We start from the raw sequence: 18,234 nt of genomic DNA, 5'->3' as shown, positions 1-18,234 counted from the left end.
CGTCATTTATCAGTGAATTCAGATGATTATGTTAAGCTTTTCTACCTGATTTTGCACGAATACAAAGTATTCCTGCGATTAATACCAAACCTAGCCCTACTGCATAAGCAATAACAAAAGGATCGTGAAATATAACGACTAACCAAATCATTGAAAGCACAGGCGAAAGGAAAACAACAGAAGCTATTTTAGTCGACTCACCACTGTTCATGGCTTTAAACCATAAAATATAAGAGACACCGTTGATTAATACACCATTTAAAATGACAGGGAGCCAAGATGGAGCATCTGGTAGTTTAAACTCACTAAACATCCACATTAGGATCAATGAAATCAGTGTTGAAAAAACAAACAACCATACCGTACTCATGTAAGCATCGAGTGAGAATTGTTTGGAAAGTACAGACATTAATGCAAAACAAAAGGCACCAGCAAAAACGAGTAATAAGGCTTGAGGATTATCGACAGCAATTGATGTAATGTTTCCTTTGGTGAAGGTGATAATAACGGCAATAAAACCTAAAATAACCCCAATGATTTGCCCTAAAGTCAGCCTATCTTTCAGTAAAATAACCGATAATCCAATAATTAATAATGGCCAGCTATACTGTATCACCAATACCGCAATACCATTCTCTAATGTGTAACCGTAATAGAGCAATAAATAGAATAGACAATCTAACCCACCAAGAATAAACACTTTCCAATAGGTCGATTTAGACAAAATAAATAATTGTGTTGGTGTTTTCTTTATAAAAAGTGCAGTGAGAATAACTGCAATCATTGAGAAAACATTGGACCAGAATAAAAATTGAAAACTGTCTAAAGAAGCTTGCCCTATACGAGAAATAACGGGAATAAAACTCCAAATCAACACACATAACAATGCGTAGATAAGAGATCTTATGGTAATTGAAAATGCCATATAAAAACCAAAATAGTTGATTTATTGTTAAAATTGTATTTTTGATAATAAAGCGTTTAAACAAAAAAGACAGTAAAGAATAGAAGTAAGAGATAAATAAAAAATCAGCAGAATAGTGATTATTCTGCTTTATATTAAAAATAGCGTTAGGCAGTAAAACCACCATCTACTAAATAAGAAGCTCCAGTAACAAACGAGGCGGCATCACTAGCCAAAAACACCACAACATTAGCGACTTCTTCTGGCGTACCGAGACGACCAATAGGATGTAGTATCGCTAGCTTTTGCTTATCTAGCTCACGACCATCTAATAAAGGTGTATCGATATACCCCGGACAAACCGCATTAACACGAATGCCTTTGCTTGCATAATCAATAGCAAGTGTTTGTGTCAATAATTTAACACCGCCTTTTGATGCACAATAGGCAGGAAATTCATGTTGACCAACAAAGGAACAAATCGAACTACAATTAACAATCGCACCTGATAATTGATTTTTCAGCCAATATTGAATTGCTGCACGATTAATCAGAAAGAGTCCATTAAGGTTAACATCTAATACTCCTTTCCATTTTTCATACTCTAATTTATCTGCGATGTTATCAGTTAAAACACCAGCATTAGCAAAGATGAAATCCAATCGTCCATATTTATTTACGACATAATCAATAAGTTGTTCGTTCTCTTTTTCGCTTTTCACATCCATTTGTATAAATTCACCTAAAAGCCCTTTCTCTTTTAGGTATTTTTCTGCTTTTTGCCCTCGAGCTAAATTACTGCCAGTGATAACAACTGATGCACCTAAGGATAAAAACTTTTCCGCAGAAGCTAAACCAATACCACTATTACCGCCTGTAATAATTCCAACTTTACCATTAAACGATATCATCGCTTTTTCCTCATAAAAGAAGTAAATGACTCTATAAAATAATAGATACGACTTATTATTCTTTTAGTGAAAAAGTAAATTAATATTGTTTTTGAGATCGACTTAACACATTGATATATAATACATTGTAGTTAATATCACTTGATTTTATTGTCTTAGGAAGAGATAGTTCTAGGGATAAAAAAAACCTCATGTTATCAACATGAGGCTCTCTTTTATTTTTAAATAGCATCACACTATCAGCAGTAACCGTATTCCATTAAACGTTGGTAACGACGGTTTGTTAACTCTTCAGAGTCAAATGCATCTAACTCTTCTAAATCAGATTTAATTTGTGCTTTTAAAGACGCTGCAATTTCATCATGATGACGATGTGCGCCACCTAAAGGCTCAGGAATAACCGTATCAATTAACTTAAGCTCTTTTAAACGGTTTGCAGTGATGCCCATCGCTTCAGCAGCTAATGGTGCTTTGTCTGCACTTTTCCAAAGGATAGATGCACAACCTTCTGGTGAAATAACAGAATAAGTGCTGTATTGCAGCATATTCACTTTGTCGCCAACACCAATGGCTAACGCACCACCAGAACCACCTTCACCAATAACAGTACAGATGATTGGCACACCAAAGCGTGACATTTCACGTAAGTTACGTGCGATTGCTTCTGATTGACCACGCTCTTCTGCACCTACTCCCGGATAAGCACCCGGAGTATCAATAAAGGTGATAATAGGAAGATTAAAACGTTGTGCCATTTCCATTAAACGAAGCGCTTTACGATAGCCTTCCGGCGCTGGCATACCAAAATTACGGCGGATTTTCTCTTTTGTTTCACGTCCTTTCTGGTGCCCAATAACCATAACAGGACGACCATCTAAACGCGCGATACCACCAACAATAGCTTTATCATCAGCATAAGCACGATCGCCAGCTAATTCTTGGAAGTCAGTAAAGATACGATGAATATAATCCAGTGTGTAAGGTCTTAATGGATGACGTGCAAGTTGTGCAACTTGCCATGCACCAAGATCAGAAAAAATCTTACGCGTTAGCTCTAGGCTTTTTTCTCTTAAGCGTGAAACTTCTTCATCGATATTAATATCAATTTTTTCATCATGTTGGCTAACTGCGGTTAGCGAATCAATTTTCGCTTCTAACTCGGCAATTGGCTGTTCAAAATCCAGAAAATTAAGACTCATAACATTCCTATTTTAGTCAAATTCTAATTCTACCTGCTCATTACCCAGCAGAGTTCGCAGATCCGTTAAAAGCATATCTGTTGGCGTTACACGCCAAGTCGCACCAAATCGTAAACGTGCACAGGCATCATGCTTTTCAAAATAAAGGTGAACCGGTATCGTGCCTGAACGATGAGGTTCTAAAACGTCGCGAAGACGATTTAATAATTGCTCATTAATTTGCCTGTCCGATAATGAGATAGCAAGTCCTCGTGCATATTTTTCACGGGCTTCGTTGATATCCATAAGTTCGCGGACTGTCATTTTAAGCCCACCATTGAAATCATCAAAGCTGACCTGCCCAGTAGCAATTAAAATCTTGTCTTGTTCTAATAAATGTTGGTATTTATCCAATGCATCAGAAAATAACATAATTTCTAAGCGACCTGAACGATCATCTAAGGTACAAACGCCGATCCGATTTCCACGTTTCGTTGTAAACACTTTAGAAGCAAGTACTAAGCCCGCTACCTTCACCATTTGACCACGAGGTGTTGGTACTAAATCTTTTAGACGTGTTCCTGCCGCATATCGTTCAATTTCTTTTAAATAACGAGTGATCGGATGACCTGTTAAATATAAACCTAAAGTCTCTCGCTCACCTTCTAAAACGACTTGATCTGGCCATTTAGGGATATTGGCATAAGAGCGCTCAACTTGTTCAGGAGCTTCAGCTAACACACCGAACATGTCCGATTGCCCTATTGCTTCAGCTTTAGCATGTTGATCTGCAGCTTTTAATGCATCTTCTAATGAAGACATCAAAGCAGCACGATGAGGCCCCAGTTTGTCGAATGCGCCTGACATTATCAGTTTTTCCATCACTCGGCGATTCAATTTTTTCGTTTCTGTTCTAGCACAGAGATCAAAAATATCTTTAAAGTGGCCGCCTTGCTGACGCGCTTCTACAATTGCTTCAATCGGGCCTTCACCCACACCTTTAATGGCACCAATACCATAAACGATTTCGCCTTCATCATTTACATGGAAATGATAAAGACCGCTATTAATATCAGGAGGAAGAACCTTTAAGCCCATTCTCCAACATTCATCAACCAATCCCACTACTTTTTCAGTGTTATCCATATCTGCCGTCATTACAGCAGCCATAAATTCAGCTGGATAGTGGGCTTTTAACCATAATGTTTGATAAGAAACTAATGCATACGCTGCTGAGTGTGATTTGTTAAATCCATAACCGGCGAATTTCTCCACCAAGTCAAAGATCCTCATAGCAAGCTCACCATCGACGCCGTTTTTGATAGCACCATCTTCAAAAACAGAACGTTGCTTTGCCATCTCTTCAGGCTTTTTCTTACCCATTGCGCGTCGTAACATATCCGCGCCACCTAATGTATATCCCGCAAGAACCTGTGCGATTTGCATAACTTGTTCTTGATATAAGATAACACCATAGGTTGGTTCTAGAACGGGCTGTAAACTTTCATGTTGCCACTTAACATCAGGATATGAAATCTCTTCAACACCATGTTTACGGTCGATAAAGTTATCCACCATGCCTGACTGTAATGGCCCCGGACGAAATAGGGCAACAAGTGCAATCATATCTTCAAAACAGTCAGGACGTAGGCGTTTGATAAGATCTTTCATACCGCGAGATTCCAACTGGAATACCGCAGTTGTTTCTGAACGCTGCAACATATCAAAGCTACGCTGATCCGTTAATGGGATCGCCGCAATATCAACAGGTTCGAGTGACTTTTTAGCGCGCCGGGCATTAATCATCTCTAATGCCCAGTTAATAATGGTTAGTGTTCTTAAACCTAAGAAGTCAAATTTAACAAGACCAGCATACTCAACGTCGTTCTTATCAAATTGTGTAACGGGGTTATTTCCCTCGGCATCACAATAGAGTGGCGCAAAATCGGTAATTTTTGTTGGTGAAATAACAACACCACCAGCATGTTTACCCGCATTACGTGTTACCCCTTCTAATTTACGAGCCATATCAATAAGAGATTTAACCTCTTCATCGGCTTCATAAATTTCAGGTAATTGAGGTTCGGCAGCAAACGCTTTTTCTAGCGTCATACCCGGATCAGGAGGAACAAGTTTTGAGATTCTATCAACAAAACCGTAAGGGTGCCCTAAAACACGACCAACATCTCGAATAACCGCTTTCGCCGCCATCGTACCAAACGTAATGATCTGAGATACTGCATCTCGACCGTACATTTCAGCAACGTGATCGATAACTCTATCGCGTTTTTCCATACAGAAATCGACGTCAAAGTCAGGCATCGAAACACGTTCAGGGTTAAGGAAACGTTCGAAAAGCAAGTCAAACTCAAGAGGATCGAGATCCGTGATTTTCAGTGAGTAAGCCACTAGTGAACCGGCACCTGAACCTCGTCCAGGACCAACAGGAACACCATTATCTTTAGACCACTGAATAAATTCCATCACGATAAGGAAGTAACCAGGGAATCCCATCTGGTTAATCACTTTCAGCTCGATATCAAGACGCTCATCATATTCAGGACGTCTTTTTTGTCGCTCTTCAGGATCTGGAAATAAAAAAGCTAAACGCTCTTCCAAACCTTCTTGTGATTTTTTGACGAGGAAATCTTCTGTACTCATATCCCCGGTTGGGAATTGTGGAAGGAAGTATTCCCCTAAGCGGATCGTGACATTACAGCGTTTAGCGATTTCAACACTGTTTTCTAATGCTTCGGGTATGTCAGCAAATAATTCACACATTTCTTCTTCTGTGCGCATATATTGCTGAGGGCTATAGTTCTTAGGACGCTTAGGATCAGATAATGTAAAACCATCATGAATTGCGACACGAATTTCGTGTGCATCAAAATCATCACTATCAAGAAAACAGACGTCATTGGTTGCAACAACAGGCAAACCTTTTTCAGAAGCCAGTGCAACAGCTTCATGAAGATAAGTTTCCTCATCAGTACGACCTGTACGGATCAGTTCTAGATAATAACTATCAGGAAAATGAGTTTGATAATACTCAAGGCATTGCTCGACTAAAGCTCGATTACCACGAAGTAGGAACTTACCCACATCCCCCATTCTACCGCCTGAAAGTAACAAGAGCCCTTCTTTATAGGTTGTTAACCACTCTTGTTTAATCGTCGGTCCAACAGCGCCGTAGCCGTGTTTGTAAGCTTCTGAAATCAGTAAAGTGAGGTTTTGGTATCCTACATTATTGCGTGCAAGAATAGTGAGATGAGCATATTCATCACCTAATAATTCTGTTTCAAGGTAAACATCTGCACCAATGATAGGTTTAATGCCTGCACCATGTGCAGCACCATAAAATTTCACTAGCCCACACAAGTTAGTGAAATCAGTAATCGCAAAAGCAGGCATTCCCAGCGAAGCCACTTTCTTCACAAGAGGCCCTGTTTTTGCCAATCCATCGATCATTGAATAATCGCTGTGTACCCTAAGATGGATAAAACGAGGATCTGCCATAGTGTTTAATTACTCTGTGGATTACTTTAAATTTAAAGCACGTTTTACAGGCGCAAAACTTTTTCGATGATAGGGTGTTGCCCCTAATAAGGCTAGTTTTTCCATATGGAAAACAGTTGGATACCCTTTATGTTTAGCAAAACCATAATCAGGGTAAAGCTTATCTAACTCTTCCATTTCTCTATCACGAGTCACTTTAGCAAGTATAGAAGCCGCACTAATTTCTTGAACTAAACTATCACCTTTTATAACCGCTTGAGAGGCCATAGGTAATTTAGGGCAACGGTTGCCATCAATTAAAACCATATCAGGTGTTATTGATAATCCGGCAACAGCACGTTCCATTGCTTTCATAGTTGCCCAAAGGATATTTAATTCATCAATTTCTTCAGGCTCTGCACGACCTATCGCCCAACATAATGCTTTTTCTTTTATTTCGTCATAAAGGGCATTACGCTTTTTTTCTGTTAGCTTTTTGGAGTCTGTTAACCCTTCAATTGGATTTGCCGGATCAAGAATAACGGCAGCAGTAACCACTGCCCCCACTAATGGACCTCGACCAACTTCATCAACTCCAGCAATAAGATTTGCTTTTGGATATACAAATTCCATTATTTCTCTACCAATTCTAATACTGCATTTGCTGCTTGCTCATCCGCATTACAACGAATGGCGCTATGTAGCTGTAAAAATATCTCTTTTAATTGACGTACTTTTTCTTCATCAGTCAAAAGAGGTAAAAGCTGTTGTGCTAATGCCGAAGGCTCGCACTCTTCTTGCAATAATTCTTTGATAATTTCTCGACCAGCTAACAAGTTAGGTAACGAGACATAAGGCGTTTTAACTAATCGTTTTGCTAACCAGAAAGTAAATGGTTTCATGCGATAGCCAACAACCATTGGGCATTTCGTGAGCATACATTCTAATGCAGCTGTACCTGATGCTAACAAAGTCGCATCACTCGCAGTCATTGCTTCTCTTGCTTGTCCATCAAGAAGTTGTATCTCAAGTTCTGGTGCCACATTTTGATGTATCTGTTCAAATTGGGCTCGACGCTTAGCATTAACTAATGGCACAACAATATGAAGAGAGGGAATTTGCTGTTTTAGTAACTGTGCTGTTTTTATAAAATCAGCACTTAGCATCTCAACTTCAGCATGACGACTACCAGGAAGAAGTGCTAAACAAGGAGTTTCTTCAGATATCCCTAAATGTTCACGAGCAGCCTTTTTGTCTGGGTTTAAGGCGATGGCATCAGCCATTGTATGGCCAATAAAACGACAAGGAACCTGATACTTATCATAAAACGCTTTTTCAAAAGGCAGAAAAGCTAAGACAAGATCTGTCGCTTTACCAATTTTGAAAACACGTTTTTGACGCCAAGCCCACACAGAGGGACTGACATAGTGAATAGTTTTGATCCCTTTTTGCTTTAAACGACCTTCAAGGGTGATATTAAAATCAGGTGCATCGATCCCCACGAAAACATCAGGCTTTAATTCTGAGAATCGTTGAGTGAGATCTTTTCTGATCTTTAATAAGCGAGGTAATCGTTCAAGAACTTCAACGATCCCCATGACGGCAAGCTCTTCCATTTCATACCAAGCTTCACAACCTTCAGCTTGCATAAGAGGTCCAGCAACACCGACAAAGCGGACATTGGGATGCATTTGTTTTAGAGCGCGGATTAATCCCGCGCCCAAGATATCACCGGACGTTTCACCAGCAACTAAGCCGATAACTAACGGACGCTGAGCAGTAGATAATTGGCCTGACAAGGTCATATCCTAATTAGCGAATGATACCGCGGTTAGATTTTGCTGAGTTTTCCAGAAAATCACTGAACAATTTGACATGCGGATTATTATTATCAGCAACCAATTGTCCAATTTCTTCACGCGCTTCTTCCAGTGTTTTACCATTACGATAGAGCACTTTGTAAGCATTACGGATTGCATGAAGATCTTCTTTAGCAAAACCTCTGCGCTTTAATCCTTCAATATTCAGCCCATAAGGGGTTGCGTGGTTTCCTTGTGCAATAACAAAAGGAGGTACATCTTGTGCCACACCTGAACATCCACCGACCATCACGTGAGAGCCAATTTGGCAAAACTGATGAACTGCACTCATACCACCGATAATCACAAAATCACCTAACGTGACGTGACCACCCAAAGTGCCGTTATTTGCAATAATACAACGATCGCCAATGATACAATCATGTGCGACGTGGGTATTAATCATCAGTAAGTTATCGTTACCAATTTTTGTGATATTACCACCTTGGGTTGTTCCACGATGGATAGTCACACTTTCACGAATAAGGTTTCGATCACCAATAATCACTTGCGTTGGTTCACCTCGATATTTCAGATCCTGATTAACTTCACCAATAGAAGTAAATTGATAGATCTGATTATCTCGACCAATGCGTGTGTGCCCATTGATAACAACGTGAGATTTGATGTCAGTTCCTTCACCAATCTCAACATTAGCACCAATGACACAAAAAGGGCCAATGCGAACATTAGCACCAATTACCGCACCCTCTTCAATAATTGAGGAAGGGTGAATTACTGCGGATTTATCTATCATAGGCTAGACCTCACGGCGGCGAGCACACATCATTTCAGCTTCGCAAGCAATTTCCCCATCAACTTTAGCGACGCCTTTAAAGCGAGCAACACCACGACGTTCTTTAATGAATTCTACCTCTAGGATCATTTGATCCCCAGGTAAGACAGGACGCTTAAAGCGAGCACCGTCAATAGCAGCAAAATAGTAGAGTTCACCAGGTTCCAGCTTTCCTACGCTTTTGAATGCTAAAATACCCGTTGCCTGTGCCATGGCTTCGAGGATCAGTACGCCCGGGAAAATTGGTTTTCCTGGAAAGTGACCTTGAAAGAAAGGCTCATTAAAAGATACATTTTTTACTGCTCTTAGAAATTTCTTTTCTTCAAAATCAAGGACACGATCAACCAATAAGAATGGGTAACGGTGTGGAAGTAAATCTAAAATTTCTTCGATTTGCAGAGTATGATTCTCACTCATTGCAATACTCTTCCTGTCTAATAAAACTGAGTCTAATTAATAATGACACGACCTGCTGTGACTCAAAAAGTGAGTTAACCCGCAGGTCGCAAAATGGGTAACATTCGTCAATGACGTATATTGTTACTTGTCGCTACTTTCTACTTGACGTTCAAGCGACTTGAGCCTTTTTTGCATTTCATCAATTCGCAACACAAGTGCTGCGGTTTTACGCCATGCTTTATTCGATTGCAGCGGAATTCCTGAAGAATAAACACCCGGCTCAGTGATAGGACGCATTACCATTCCCATACCTGTTACCGTGACTTTATCACAGATTTCCATATGACCATTGATAACACTTGCTCCACCAATCATACAATAGCGACCTATTTTCAGGCTGCCCGCCATGATGACACCACCAGCAACAGCGGTATTATCACCAATAATAACGTTATGTGCGATTTGGCACTGGTTATCAATGATAACACCATTACCGATAACTGTGTTATCTAATGCGCCTCGGTCGATTGTAGTACATGCACCGATTTCAACGCGATCACCAATCACCACTGAACCTAATTGTGGAATTTTAATCCAATTACCACGTTCATTAGCATACCCAAAACCATCTGAACCAATCACAGTACCTGATTGAACCAGACAATCTTTACCAATGATAACTTCATGATAAACAGATACATTTGCCCATAAACGGCTATTATCGCCAATATGTGCTTTTTTACCCACAAAACAACCGGCACCAATCACGACATTATCACCAAGGATAACATCAGATTCGATAACGGCATTTGCACCCACTGATACATTCTTTCCTAACTTAACGTCAGGAGAAATAACAGCGCTTGGGTGAATATCCTCTGCTGGCTGCGGTGTTGTATCCATAATCTGTGCCATTTGAGCATAGGCAAGATAAGGGTTTTTCACCACAAGTGCGGCTACGGGACAAAATGGAAGATCAGCCTCTGTTAATACAACGGCAGCAGCCTGACATTCACTTAATTTTTCACGATAGCGACTATCAGAAAGAAATGTAATTTGTTCGCTATTTGCTAGGCTCATTGAAGCAAGACCGGCGATAGTGATATCACCATCGCCGTGTAACTGTGCATTCAACTGCTGAGCAAGATCAGCTAATCGAATTGAAAACATCTATTATTTAACCTGTTTTTGAACCTGAGCAGTAATATCTTTACCATCTGCGAAATAAGGTACAGTGTTAGCGTCAAGGATCACATCATAGCCTTCTTTCTTCGCTACTGCATCAACAGCGTCTAATACACGTTTCATGATTTTGTTACGTTCTTCAGCTTGACGACGGCTAAAGTCTTGCTCAAAAGCTTGTGCTTTTTGTGCATATGCTTCACGTTTGGCAACCAGATCTTTCTCTGTATTTGCACGTTGTGTTGCATTCATAGTTGGTGCATCTTTTTGATATTTCTCAACAGCGGTCTGTAGTGCTTTACCTAAGTTCTGCAATTCAGTGTCACGTGATTTGAATTCATTTTCCAATTGTTTCTCTACCGCATCACGGTTAGGAATTTGTTGGAGAACTTGACCGATGTTCACAACACCTACTTTATCTGCGGCTTGAACACCTGCTGACATGGTCAATGCCATTCCTAGGGCAGCGGCACATAACAATTTTTTCACGATTAAACTCCTTAAAACCAAAAATAATTTTTTGTCAGAAATCGGATGCCTTTTTCAGCATTGTGAATCAGGCATCAACTTTACTTACATCGCTACCACGTTCTACCAATATTAAACTGGAATTGCTCTGATTTATCGCCTTCGTAATCTTTTATTGGCTTAGCATAAGAGAATACTAACGGACCTAAAGGAGATAACCATTGTAACGCAACACCTGTTGAAACACGTACATCACTTGCACGACTATAATCTGGCATACCTGCTGTCCAAGCTGAGTTAGTGCTACTCCAGTTGGTATCCCATACTGTACCTGCATCAACAAACAGAGATGTTCTGACTGAAGATGAGTATTTATCATCTACAAATGGCGTTGGTGTAATCAGCTCAAAACTTGCCACAGCCATTGCGTTACCACCGATAGCATCGCTAGATGGCTCACCCGGTTTTGGTGTTACAGTACCATCTGCATTTTTCTGCAGATAAATCGCTTTAGGACCGATATTATTTGAACGGAAACCACGAACTGTACCAGAACCACCTGCATAGAAGTTTTCATAGAATGGTAATTCTTTACCACCTAAACCATCACCGTAGCCTAAACGACCTTTAAATAGCGTTACCCAAGATTCTTTTTCATCAATTGGATAATATGCCATACCGTCCCAAGTCACTTTATAGTACTTGTTGTCAGAGCCCGGTACAGTCACACGTCCACTTAAGTTACTTCTCACACCTGAGGTAGGGAAGAAACCTTTATTTAAGTTATTGAATGTCCAACCAAGGCTAACAGTATAATCATCAGCATTAAACGATTCACGTTTATCAAAGCCTGGGTTTTCACCCATACTTTCGAGGTAACGCCACATTGCAACCTGCGGTTCCATACGTGACAGACCATTGTGAGTATAGCCTAAGCCAAGACGTGCTGAGTTATATTCATTAATTGGGAAGCCTAGCGTACCATCTACACCATAAGATTTATTCGTATAACCTGATAAATCAGCATCATTAGCACGGAAGTCATTATAGAAAACTCGACCACCTAAACTCACACCATTAACGGTAAAGTATGGATCAGTAACAGATAATTCTGCGTAAGTTGAGTAATCATTTTTACTCGCATTAATAGCGACTGCGTTACCTGTACCTAACCAGTTATCTTGAGTAACACCCACTTGGAAGCTCACACCACTTTCAGTACCGAAACCGACACCAAAGTTAAGAGAACCTGTGTTACGCTCTTTTACGCGATAAACGATATCAACCTGATCAGGAGAACCTGGAATACGCTGAGTTTCTGTTTCAACCGTTTCGAAATAACCTAAACGATTTAAACGCTCTTTACCTTGTTCAACTAAATCGCTGCCTAACCACGCACCTTCCATTTGACGCATCTCACGGCGTAAAACAGAATCTTTAGTGATGTCATTACCCGCAAAACGTACTTGACGAACATAGAAACGGTTTCCTGCATCCACGTTTACATGCAGTTTCACGGTTTTATTTTCATCATTAATTTCAGGGTTTGTCATAACGCGAGGATAAGCATATCCATAACGACCTAACAGATTTTTAATATCATTTTCTGTTTTAGTTACTTGCGCACCATTATAAAGAGAGCCCGGTGCAATTTCGATAAGCTCTTCAATTTGTTTAGTATAGCCCGCCGTATTACCATTGATTTCAGTATTTTCTACTGTGTATTTGTCACCTTCTTTCAGGTTAATGGTAATGTAAATTCCTTTTTTGTCTGGCGTTAAACTGACATTCGTCGATTCAATATCAAAACGTGCATAACCACGATCAAGATAGAAGCTTCTTAATGTCTCTAAGTCACCAGCCAGTTTTTGCTTCTGATATTTTTCATCAGCCGCTAAGTTCCACCAAGGAACATCGTCACGTAATTGGAAGCGGTTAACGAGCTCAGCAGTAGAAAACGCTTTATTACCAACAATGTTGATTTGCTGAATAGTTGCTGAAACACCCTCTGCAAACACAAGTTTTAAGCCAACACGGTTACGAGGAAGAGGTGTAACAACCACTTTTACAGTTGCATTATATTTACCAACACTATAATAGAAATCTTCAAGTCCTTTCTCGATATTCGCTAGCATTGTACGGTCGAGTGTTTCGCCGATACGAATGTTAGAAGCATCAAGGTTCTGTTTTAGCATCTCTTCCTTGATTGCTTTATTACCAGAGAAAGTAATGCTGGCAATAGTTGGACGCTCTTTTACTTGAACAATCAGAGTATTTCCGTCACGCAGGACACGAACATCATCAAAGTTTCCTGTCGCAAATAATGAACGGATAGTTCGGCTGATATCATCATTACCGACCGAGTCTCCAACCCGGACAGGCATGTTCAGTAATGCTGCACCAACGGCGACGCGTTGAAGACCTTCAAATTGAATGTCCTGAACTACGAATCCGTCTGAACCGTATGCAGTGGCGCTGCCCAGCAGCAGCGACGCTATAAGCAACTTTTTCATCGCCATCGTTGTTTTGTGTTTTCCTAACCGGTCTCTGCTTACCAATTATAAGCGAGAGAAATCATTGAAAAGTGCAAGTCCCATTAAAAGCATCAGTGCCATAATACCAATACGATAACAGAAATCTTGTACACGCTCAGATACCGGCCCTCCCTTTATCTTCTCGATAACCAGGAAAAGCAGGTGCCCGCCATCTAAGACAGGCAGGGGAAACAAGTTAATGATCCCCAAATTGACACTGATAAGCGCCATAAACATCAAATAATAAATAAAACCAGAATCAGCGGACATTCCAGCGCCTTTCGCGATAGAAACTGGTCCACTAAGGTTAGTTAATTTGACGTCACCTACGACTAACTTGCCAATCATTTTGACAGTTAAACCCATCAACTGCCATGTTTTATCAGATGCTTCATAGAGCGCCGAAAATGGGTTGTATTGCTGCATTATCAAATATTGCTCATCAGGAGGTAATATTTGTAATTGCGCACCAACTTGCCCTATTTCAGTGCCATCTTTCAGTGCAACAGCTGTCGGTGTAACTTTCAGCATCAACGACGAGCCGTTACGTTCAACAAGAAGTTCCAAGGCTTTATTTGGACTTTGTCGAACGAAATAAGTAAATGGATGCCATGTATCAATTGGCTGACCATCAACTTTAACGATACGATCCCCTGCCTGTAAACCCGCTTTTTCAGCAGCAGAACCTACCGTAACCTCAATAATTTTTGAGTCTAACCGCGCGCCAACAGGCATTATTCCTAGGGACAAGATAGGATCTTGTTTTTCAGGATCAAAACTCCACTGTTGTAAATTCAGTATATTCTCACTCTCAGAAAGAGAATTAGGATCTGAAACAACGAATGAAACCTCTTTGGCACCAATTTTACTGACTAATGCTAAACGAACTGCATTCTGATCAGGCGTTTCGATACCTGCAACGGATTTTAGTTCCATCCCAGGCGTTAATTTTGCTTGTTCTGCGATAGAATTCGGACGAATGTCTGCAATTATAGGTTTTAATGCAGGAACACCTATCATAAAAACTATCCAATAGGCGACTATTGCTAACAAAAAGTTGGCAATAGGTCCCGCAGCAACAACCGCAGCACGTTGGCCAACTGTTTTATTATTAAATGCAAGATGACGGCGCTCAGGTGCAACCTCAGCGACTCTCTCATCTAACATTTTTACATAGCCACCCAAAGGTATCCATGCGATAACAAATTCAGTACCATGTTTATCTGTTTTTCGCCAAATTGCTTTTCCAAAACCAATAGAAAAACGCTCGACATAGATACCACAGCGCCTAGCTACCCAAAAATGTCCAAACTCATGTACCGTAATTAGAATACCTAAAACGATAATAAACGCGGCAAGATTCCACAGGATACCCATTACTTACCTTTATAGTTTAAAGCCAGAAGAAATCAGAAAGACCAATCCTGCAAAGACTGGGATAGCCGCAGTCAAACTATCAATTCTATCAAGCACACCACCATGCCCCGGTATCAATTGGCTACTGTCTTTAATGCCTGAAACACGTTTAAACATGCTTTCTGCTAGATCACCAAATACCGAGACGATAACAACAACGCCAGATATTAATAACAAGTTATTAGGTACTTCAGTCACAGGTGCAAAATAAGTAAATAGCCACGATGCAACACCTGCCGTAATCAACCCACCAACTAACCCTTCAAGGGTTTTACCTGGTGATACTTTAGGCGCCATTTTATGTTTACCCATTAGGCGTCCGAAAGCGTAGGCACCAGAGTCAGCAGCCCAAACTAATAACATGACATACAATAACCACCATGCGCCCGTATAAGTGTCAGTGTTATAACCCAACATACGCAGCGCCATCATGCCACAATAAAAGGGAACAATCGTCAATATACCGAACAATAGCTTAATAAAAACTGAATTTTTCCACATATTGGCTGAATTCGGATAACTTACAACTAATAAAATTGCTGCCATCCACCAAATTAAACCCGCCCACAAACCATTTTTTATCATTGGAGTATCGAGTAGGTGGTCAAAATTAGGCAAAGAAAACTGCATAACGAGTAACAATGTAGCAAAGCCGATCCCTGTCGCAATACGTTTACCTTGAGAATGCCAGCCAATAAATTGTGCCCATTCCCAACCCGCTAAGCCTGATATTGCGATAATAACTAATCCAAAACCTGCTGGAGGAAGTAGAAATAGTGCAGCAATAACAATAGGGATTAAAATTAATGCAGTGATGACACGATACTTAAGCAAGTTATCCTCCCAGATTTATAGTATCTGTTTCTGATGTAGTACCACCGAAACGTCTTTCCCGTTTAGCAAAAGCATCTAGTGCATTCTGAAAAACTTGTTCATCAAAATCAGGCCATAAAACCTGTGTAAAATAAAGCTCAGCATAAGCAATCTGCCAAATAAGAAAATTACTTATACGATGCTCACCACCTGTTCGAATAACAAGATCGACGCCAGGCTGATTATGCAAGCAAAGATGTGAAGATATTGCATTTTCATTGATATCTTCGAGATTAATTTCCCCTTTTGCGAGGGATGTCGCTAATTGTTTTACACTTTGAGTAATATCCCATCGACCGCCATAATTAGCTGCAATATTTAAATTAAGCCCTGTATTATTTGCAGTGAGTGCCACAGAACTTTTAATTCGGTCTTGTAAACGGCGGCTAAAACGGCTGATATCACCAATGACAGTTAATTTAACATTATGTTTATGTAGGCTCTTCACTTCGTTATCTAAAGCAAAAACAAATAATTCCATGAGGGAACTCACTTCCTGCTCTGGTCTATTCCAGTTTTCGCTACTAAATGCATATAACGTTAGTGATTCAATTTTGTGTTTTACGGAAAAGCTAACCGCATCCCGAACTGCTTTAATTCCCGCGCGATGCCCCGTTACTCGGAGTTTCCCTTGCTTTTTAGCCCAACGCCCATTGCCATCCATAATGATAGCAACATGCTTTGGTTTTGATGCGGATGAATCGTCACTGGATAAGTTCACTCAATTTAACCCTTTGCTAATCTGATACTGATACAGACAGTCCTCTTCGGATAACCTATGCACAAAAAAAAACCGTGTCACCCACGGCCTTTGGCAAAGCCTCAAAGTTGCTAAAGCAATAGCTTTAGTAATGAACTGTTAATTTTCATTATTGTCTTTAGTGATTCGGCAACTATACCATTAGCCAGAAAGACGAACAAACACCCTATATTAAATATAATCACCATTATACAAATTGAGTGATTATCTGATGAGTTTCTAATCTCGCTAATTTATCAATTTCTAGAACATCATTAATACTTTGAGGCTCTGATAGGTCAAAATGTTCAACAACTTTGCGATTAATTTTAGCAATATCAGTAAACTTCACTTTTTCGTGTAAAAATGCATCAACAACAACTTCATTAGCCGCATTTAACACTGTTGTTGCCGCTTGCCCACGTTTTGACGCTTCAATAGCAAGCGCTAAACAAGGGTAACGTTGATAGTCAGGGCGAATAAACTCTAGAGATTGAATCTCAAAGAAATCTAATGCTTTTGCACCAGATTGAGTACGATGAGGATAAGCCATTGAGTACGCAATTGGCGTTCTCATATCGGGTTCACCAATTTGAGCGATAATACTGCCATCACGATAACGAACCATTGAATGAATAACAGATTGTGGATGAATGATTACTTCCATTTCTTCTTCAGAAGCATTGAAGAAATAACGAGCTTCAATATACTCAAGCCCTTTATTCATCATTGTTGCAGAATCAACTGAAATTTTACGTCCCATAGACCAATTTGGATGCGCGCACGCTTGATCTGGTGTCATTGCTTCTAGCTGTTCTAATGGTGTGTAGCGAAATGGTCCGCCAGAACCTGTTAACAGAATACTTGTCACACCTTCATTAGCTAAAGATGCATGACCTAGGTTTTCTTGAATTGCTTTAGGTAAGCTTTGGTAAATTGCATTATGTTCGCTATCAATGGGTAAAATTGTCGCGCCATATCTAGCAACTGCATCAAAGAAAAGACGCCCACTGGTTATCAGTGATTCTTTATTTGCTAACAGAATTCTCTTGCCTTTTTCAATGGCTGCAAGTGTCGGTTTTAATCCTGCAACACCTGTTATAGCGGACATGACTTGATCAGCTTCATCAAGAGCTGCAATTTCATTGATCGAGTGAGACCCAGATAGAATTTCTGTTTTACAAGATGTATTAGCGAGTAGCTGTTTAAGCTGATTTGCACTTTTTTCATCAGACATCACAGCGTATTTAGGCTGGAAAGCAAGGCATTGTTGTGCCATTTTGTCTGCATTTTTTCCTGCGGCTAAAGCAAGAACCTGATACTCATCAGGATTATTTTCAATTACGGAAAGAGTGCTAGTTCCGATAGATCCTGTTGAGCCTAATATAGTTATTTGTTTCATTTATTAATCAATCAGTATGTCTACAACGTTTTAATTAAAGAGAATTATATCAGTATGACGAGGTAAATGAGGATTAAA

The 18,234-nt window shown here is 40.0% G+C and carries 15 protein-coding genes; all 15 read right to left on the bottom strand.

What is annotated here, in order from left to right; all coding sequences use genetic code 11:
• Positions 1-31: 31 nt before the first annotated feature.
• Positions 32-925, bottom strand: a complete 894-nt coding sequence (locus AB4J89_RS10350) for a DMT family transporter (protein ID WP_088494707.1) — start codon at positions 923-925, stop codon at positions 32-34.
• A gap of 146 nt (positions 926-1,071) precedes the next feature.
• On the bottom strand, positions 1,072-1,815 hold the full coding sequence (locus AB4J89_RS10345; RefSeq protein ID WP_088494706.1) for an SDR family NAD(P)-dependent oxidoreductase: 744 nt from the start codon (positions 1,813-1,815) through the stop codon (positions 1,072-1,074).
• 239 nt (positions 1,816-2,054) lie between these two features.
• Positions 2,055-3,014, bottom strand: coding sequence for an acetyl-CoA carboxylase carboxyl transferase subunit alpha (gene accA, locus AB4J89_RS10340; protein ID WP_088494705.1), 960 nt, complete (start codon positions 3,012-3,014; stop codon positions 2,055-2,057).
• Positions 3,015-3,026: 12 nt separating this feature from the next.
• Complete coding sequence (gene dnaE, locus AB4J89_RS10335) at positions 3,027-6,509, bottom strand: DNA polymerase III subunit alpha (protein WP_088494704.1); 3,483 nt, start codon at positions 6,507-6,509, stop codon at positions 3,027-3,029.
• Between the two features lie 21 nt (positions 6,510-6,530).
• Complete coding sequence (gene rnhB / locus AB4J89_RS10330) at positions 6,531-7,121, bottom strand: ribonuclease HII (protein WP_006535883.1); 591 nt, start codon at positions 7,119-7,121, stop codon at positions 6,531-6,533.
• A complete protein-coding gene (lpxB, locus tag AB4J89_RS10325) occupies positions 7,121-8,293 on the bottom strand; it encodes a lipid-A-disaccharide synthase (protein WP_311755334.1) in 1,173 nt (390 codons plus the stop codon). The genes rnhB and lpxB overlap by 1 nt, the downstream gene beginning before the upstream one ends.
• A 7-nt stretch (positions 8,294-8,300) precedes the next feature.
• Complete coding sequence (gene lpxA / locus AB4J89_RS10320) at positions 8,301-9,104, bottom strand: acyl-ACP--UDP-N-acetylglucosamine O-acyltransferase (protein ID WP_088494703.1); 804 nt, start codon at positions 9,102-9,104, stop codon at positions 8,301-8,303.
• 3 nt (positions 9,105-9,107) lie between these two features.
• A complete protein-coding gene (gene fabZ / locus AB4J89_RS10315) occupies positions 9,108-9,560 on the bottom strand; it encodes a 3-hydroxyacyl-ACP dehydratase FabZ (protein WP_006535887.1) in 453 nt (150 codons plus the stop codon).
• A gap of 123 nt (positions 9,561-9,683) precedes the next feature.
• On the bottom strand, positions 9,684-10,712 hold the full coding sequence (lpxD, locus tag AB4J89_RS10310; RefSeq protein ID WP_368469129.1) for a UDP-3-O-(3-hydroxymyristoyl)glucosamine N-acyltransferase: 1,029 nt from the start codon (positions 10,710-10,712) through the stop codon (positions 9,684-9,686).
• Positions 10,713-10,715: 3 nt separating this feature from the next.
• On the bottom strand, positions 10,716-11,213 hold the full coding sequence (locus tag AB4J89_RS10305) for an OmpH family outer membrane protein (protein WP_036934019.1): 498 nt from the start codon (positions 11,211-11,213) through the stop codon (positions 10,716-10,718).
• A 92-nt stretch (positions 11,214-11,305) separates the two neighbouring features.
• Positions 11,306-13,711 (bottom strand): outer membrane protein assembly factor BamA, encoded by a 2,406-nt coding sequence (gene bamA, locus AB4J89_RS10300; RefSeq protein ID WP_368469127.1) that lies wholly within the window; start codon positions 13,709-13,711, stop codon positions 11,306-11,308.
• 39 nt (positions 13,712-13,750) lie between these two features.
• Positions 13,751-15,103 carry a sigma E protease regulator RseP gene (gene rseP / locus AB4J89_RS10295; protein ID WP_088494700.1) on the bottom strand — a complete coding sequence of 451 codons (1,353 nt, stop codon included), beginning with the start codon at positions 15,101-15,103 and terminating at the stop codon, positions 13,751-13,753.
• 9 nt (positions 15,104-15,112) lie between these two features.
• Positions 15,113-15,976 carry a phosphatidate cytidylyltransferase gene (cdsA, locus tag AB4J89_RS10290; protein WP_311755333.1) on the bottom strand — a complete coding sequence of 288 codons (864 nt, stop codon included), beginning with the start codon at positions 15,974-15,976 and terminating at the stop codon, positions 15,113-15,115.
• 1 nt (position 15,977) lies between these two features.
• On the bottom strand, positions 15,978-16,736 hold the full coding sequence (gene ispU / locus AB4J89_RS10285) for a (2E,6E)-farnesyl-diphosphate-specific ditrans,polycis-undecaprenyl-diphosphate synthase (RefSeq protein WP_075671700.1): 759 nt from the start codon (positions 16,734-16,736) through the stop codon (positions 15,978-15,980).
• A 226-nt stretch (positions 16,737-16,962) separates the two neighbouring features.
• The gene (ispC, locus tag AB4J89_RS10280) at positions 16,963-18,156 is read right to left on the bottom strand and encodes a 1-deoxy-D-xylulose-5-phosphate reductoisomerase (protein ID WP_368469124.1); all 1,194 of its coding nucleotides are present in this window, start codon (positions 18,154-18,156) and stop codon (positions 16,963-16,965) included.
• Positions 18,157-18,234 lie beyond the last annotated feature (78 nt).

It is taken from the genome of Proteus sp. STS61-E, assembly GCF_040932335.1.
In the GTDB taxonomy this organism is placed as follows: domain Bacteria; phylum Pseudomonadota; class Gammaproteobacteria; order Enterobacterales; family Enterobacteriaceae; genus Proteus; species Proteus mirabilis_B.
This window is presented reverse-complemented; position numbering and strand designations above follow the sequence as displayed.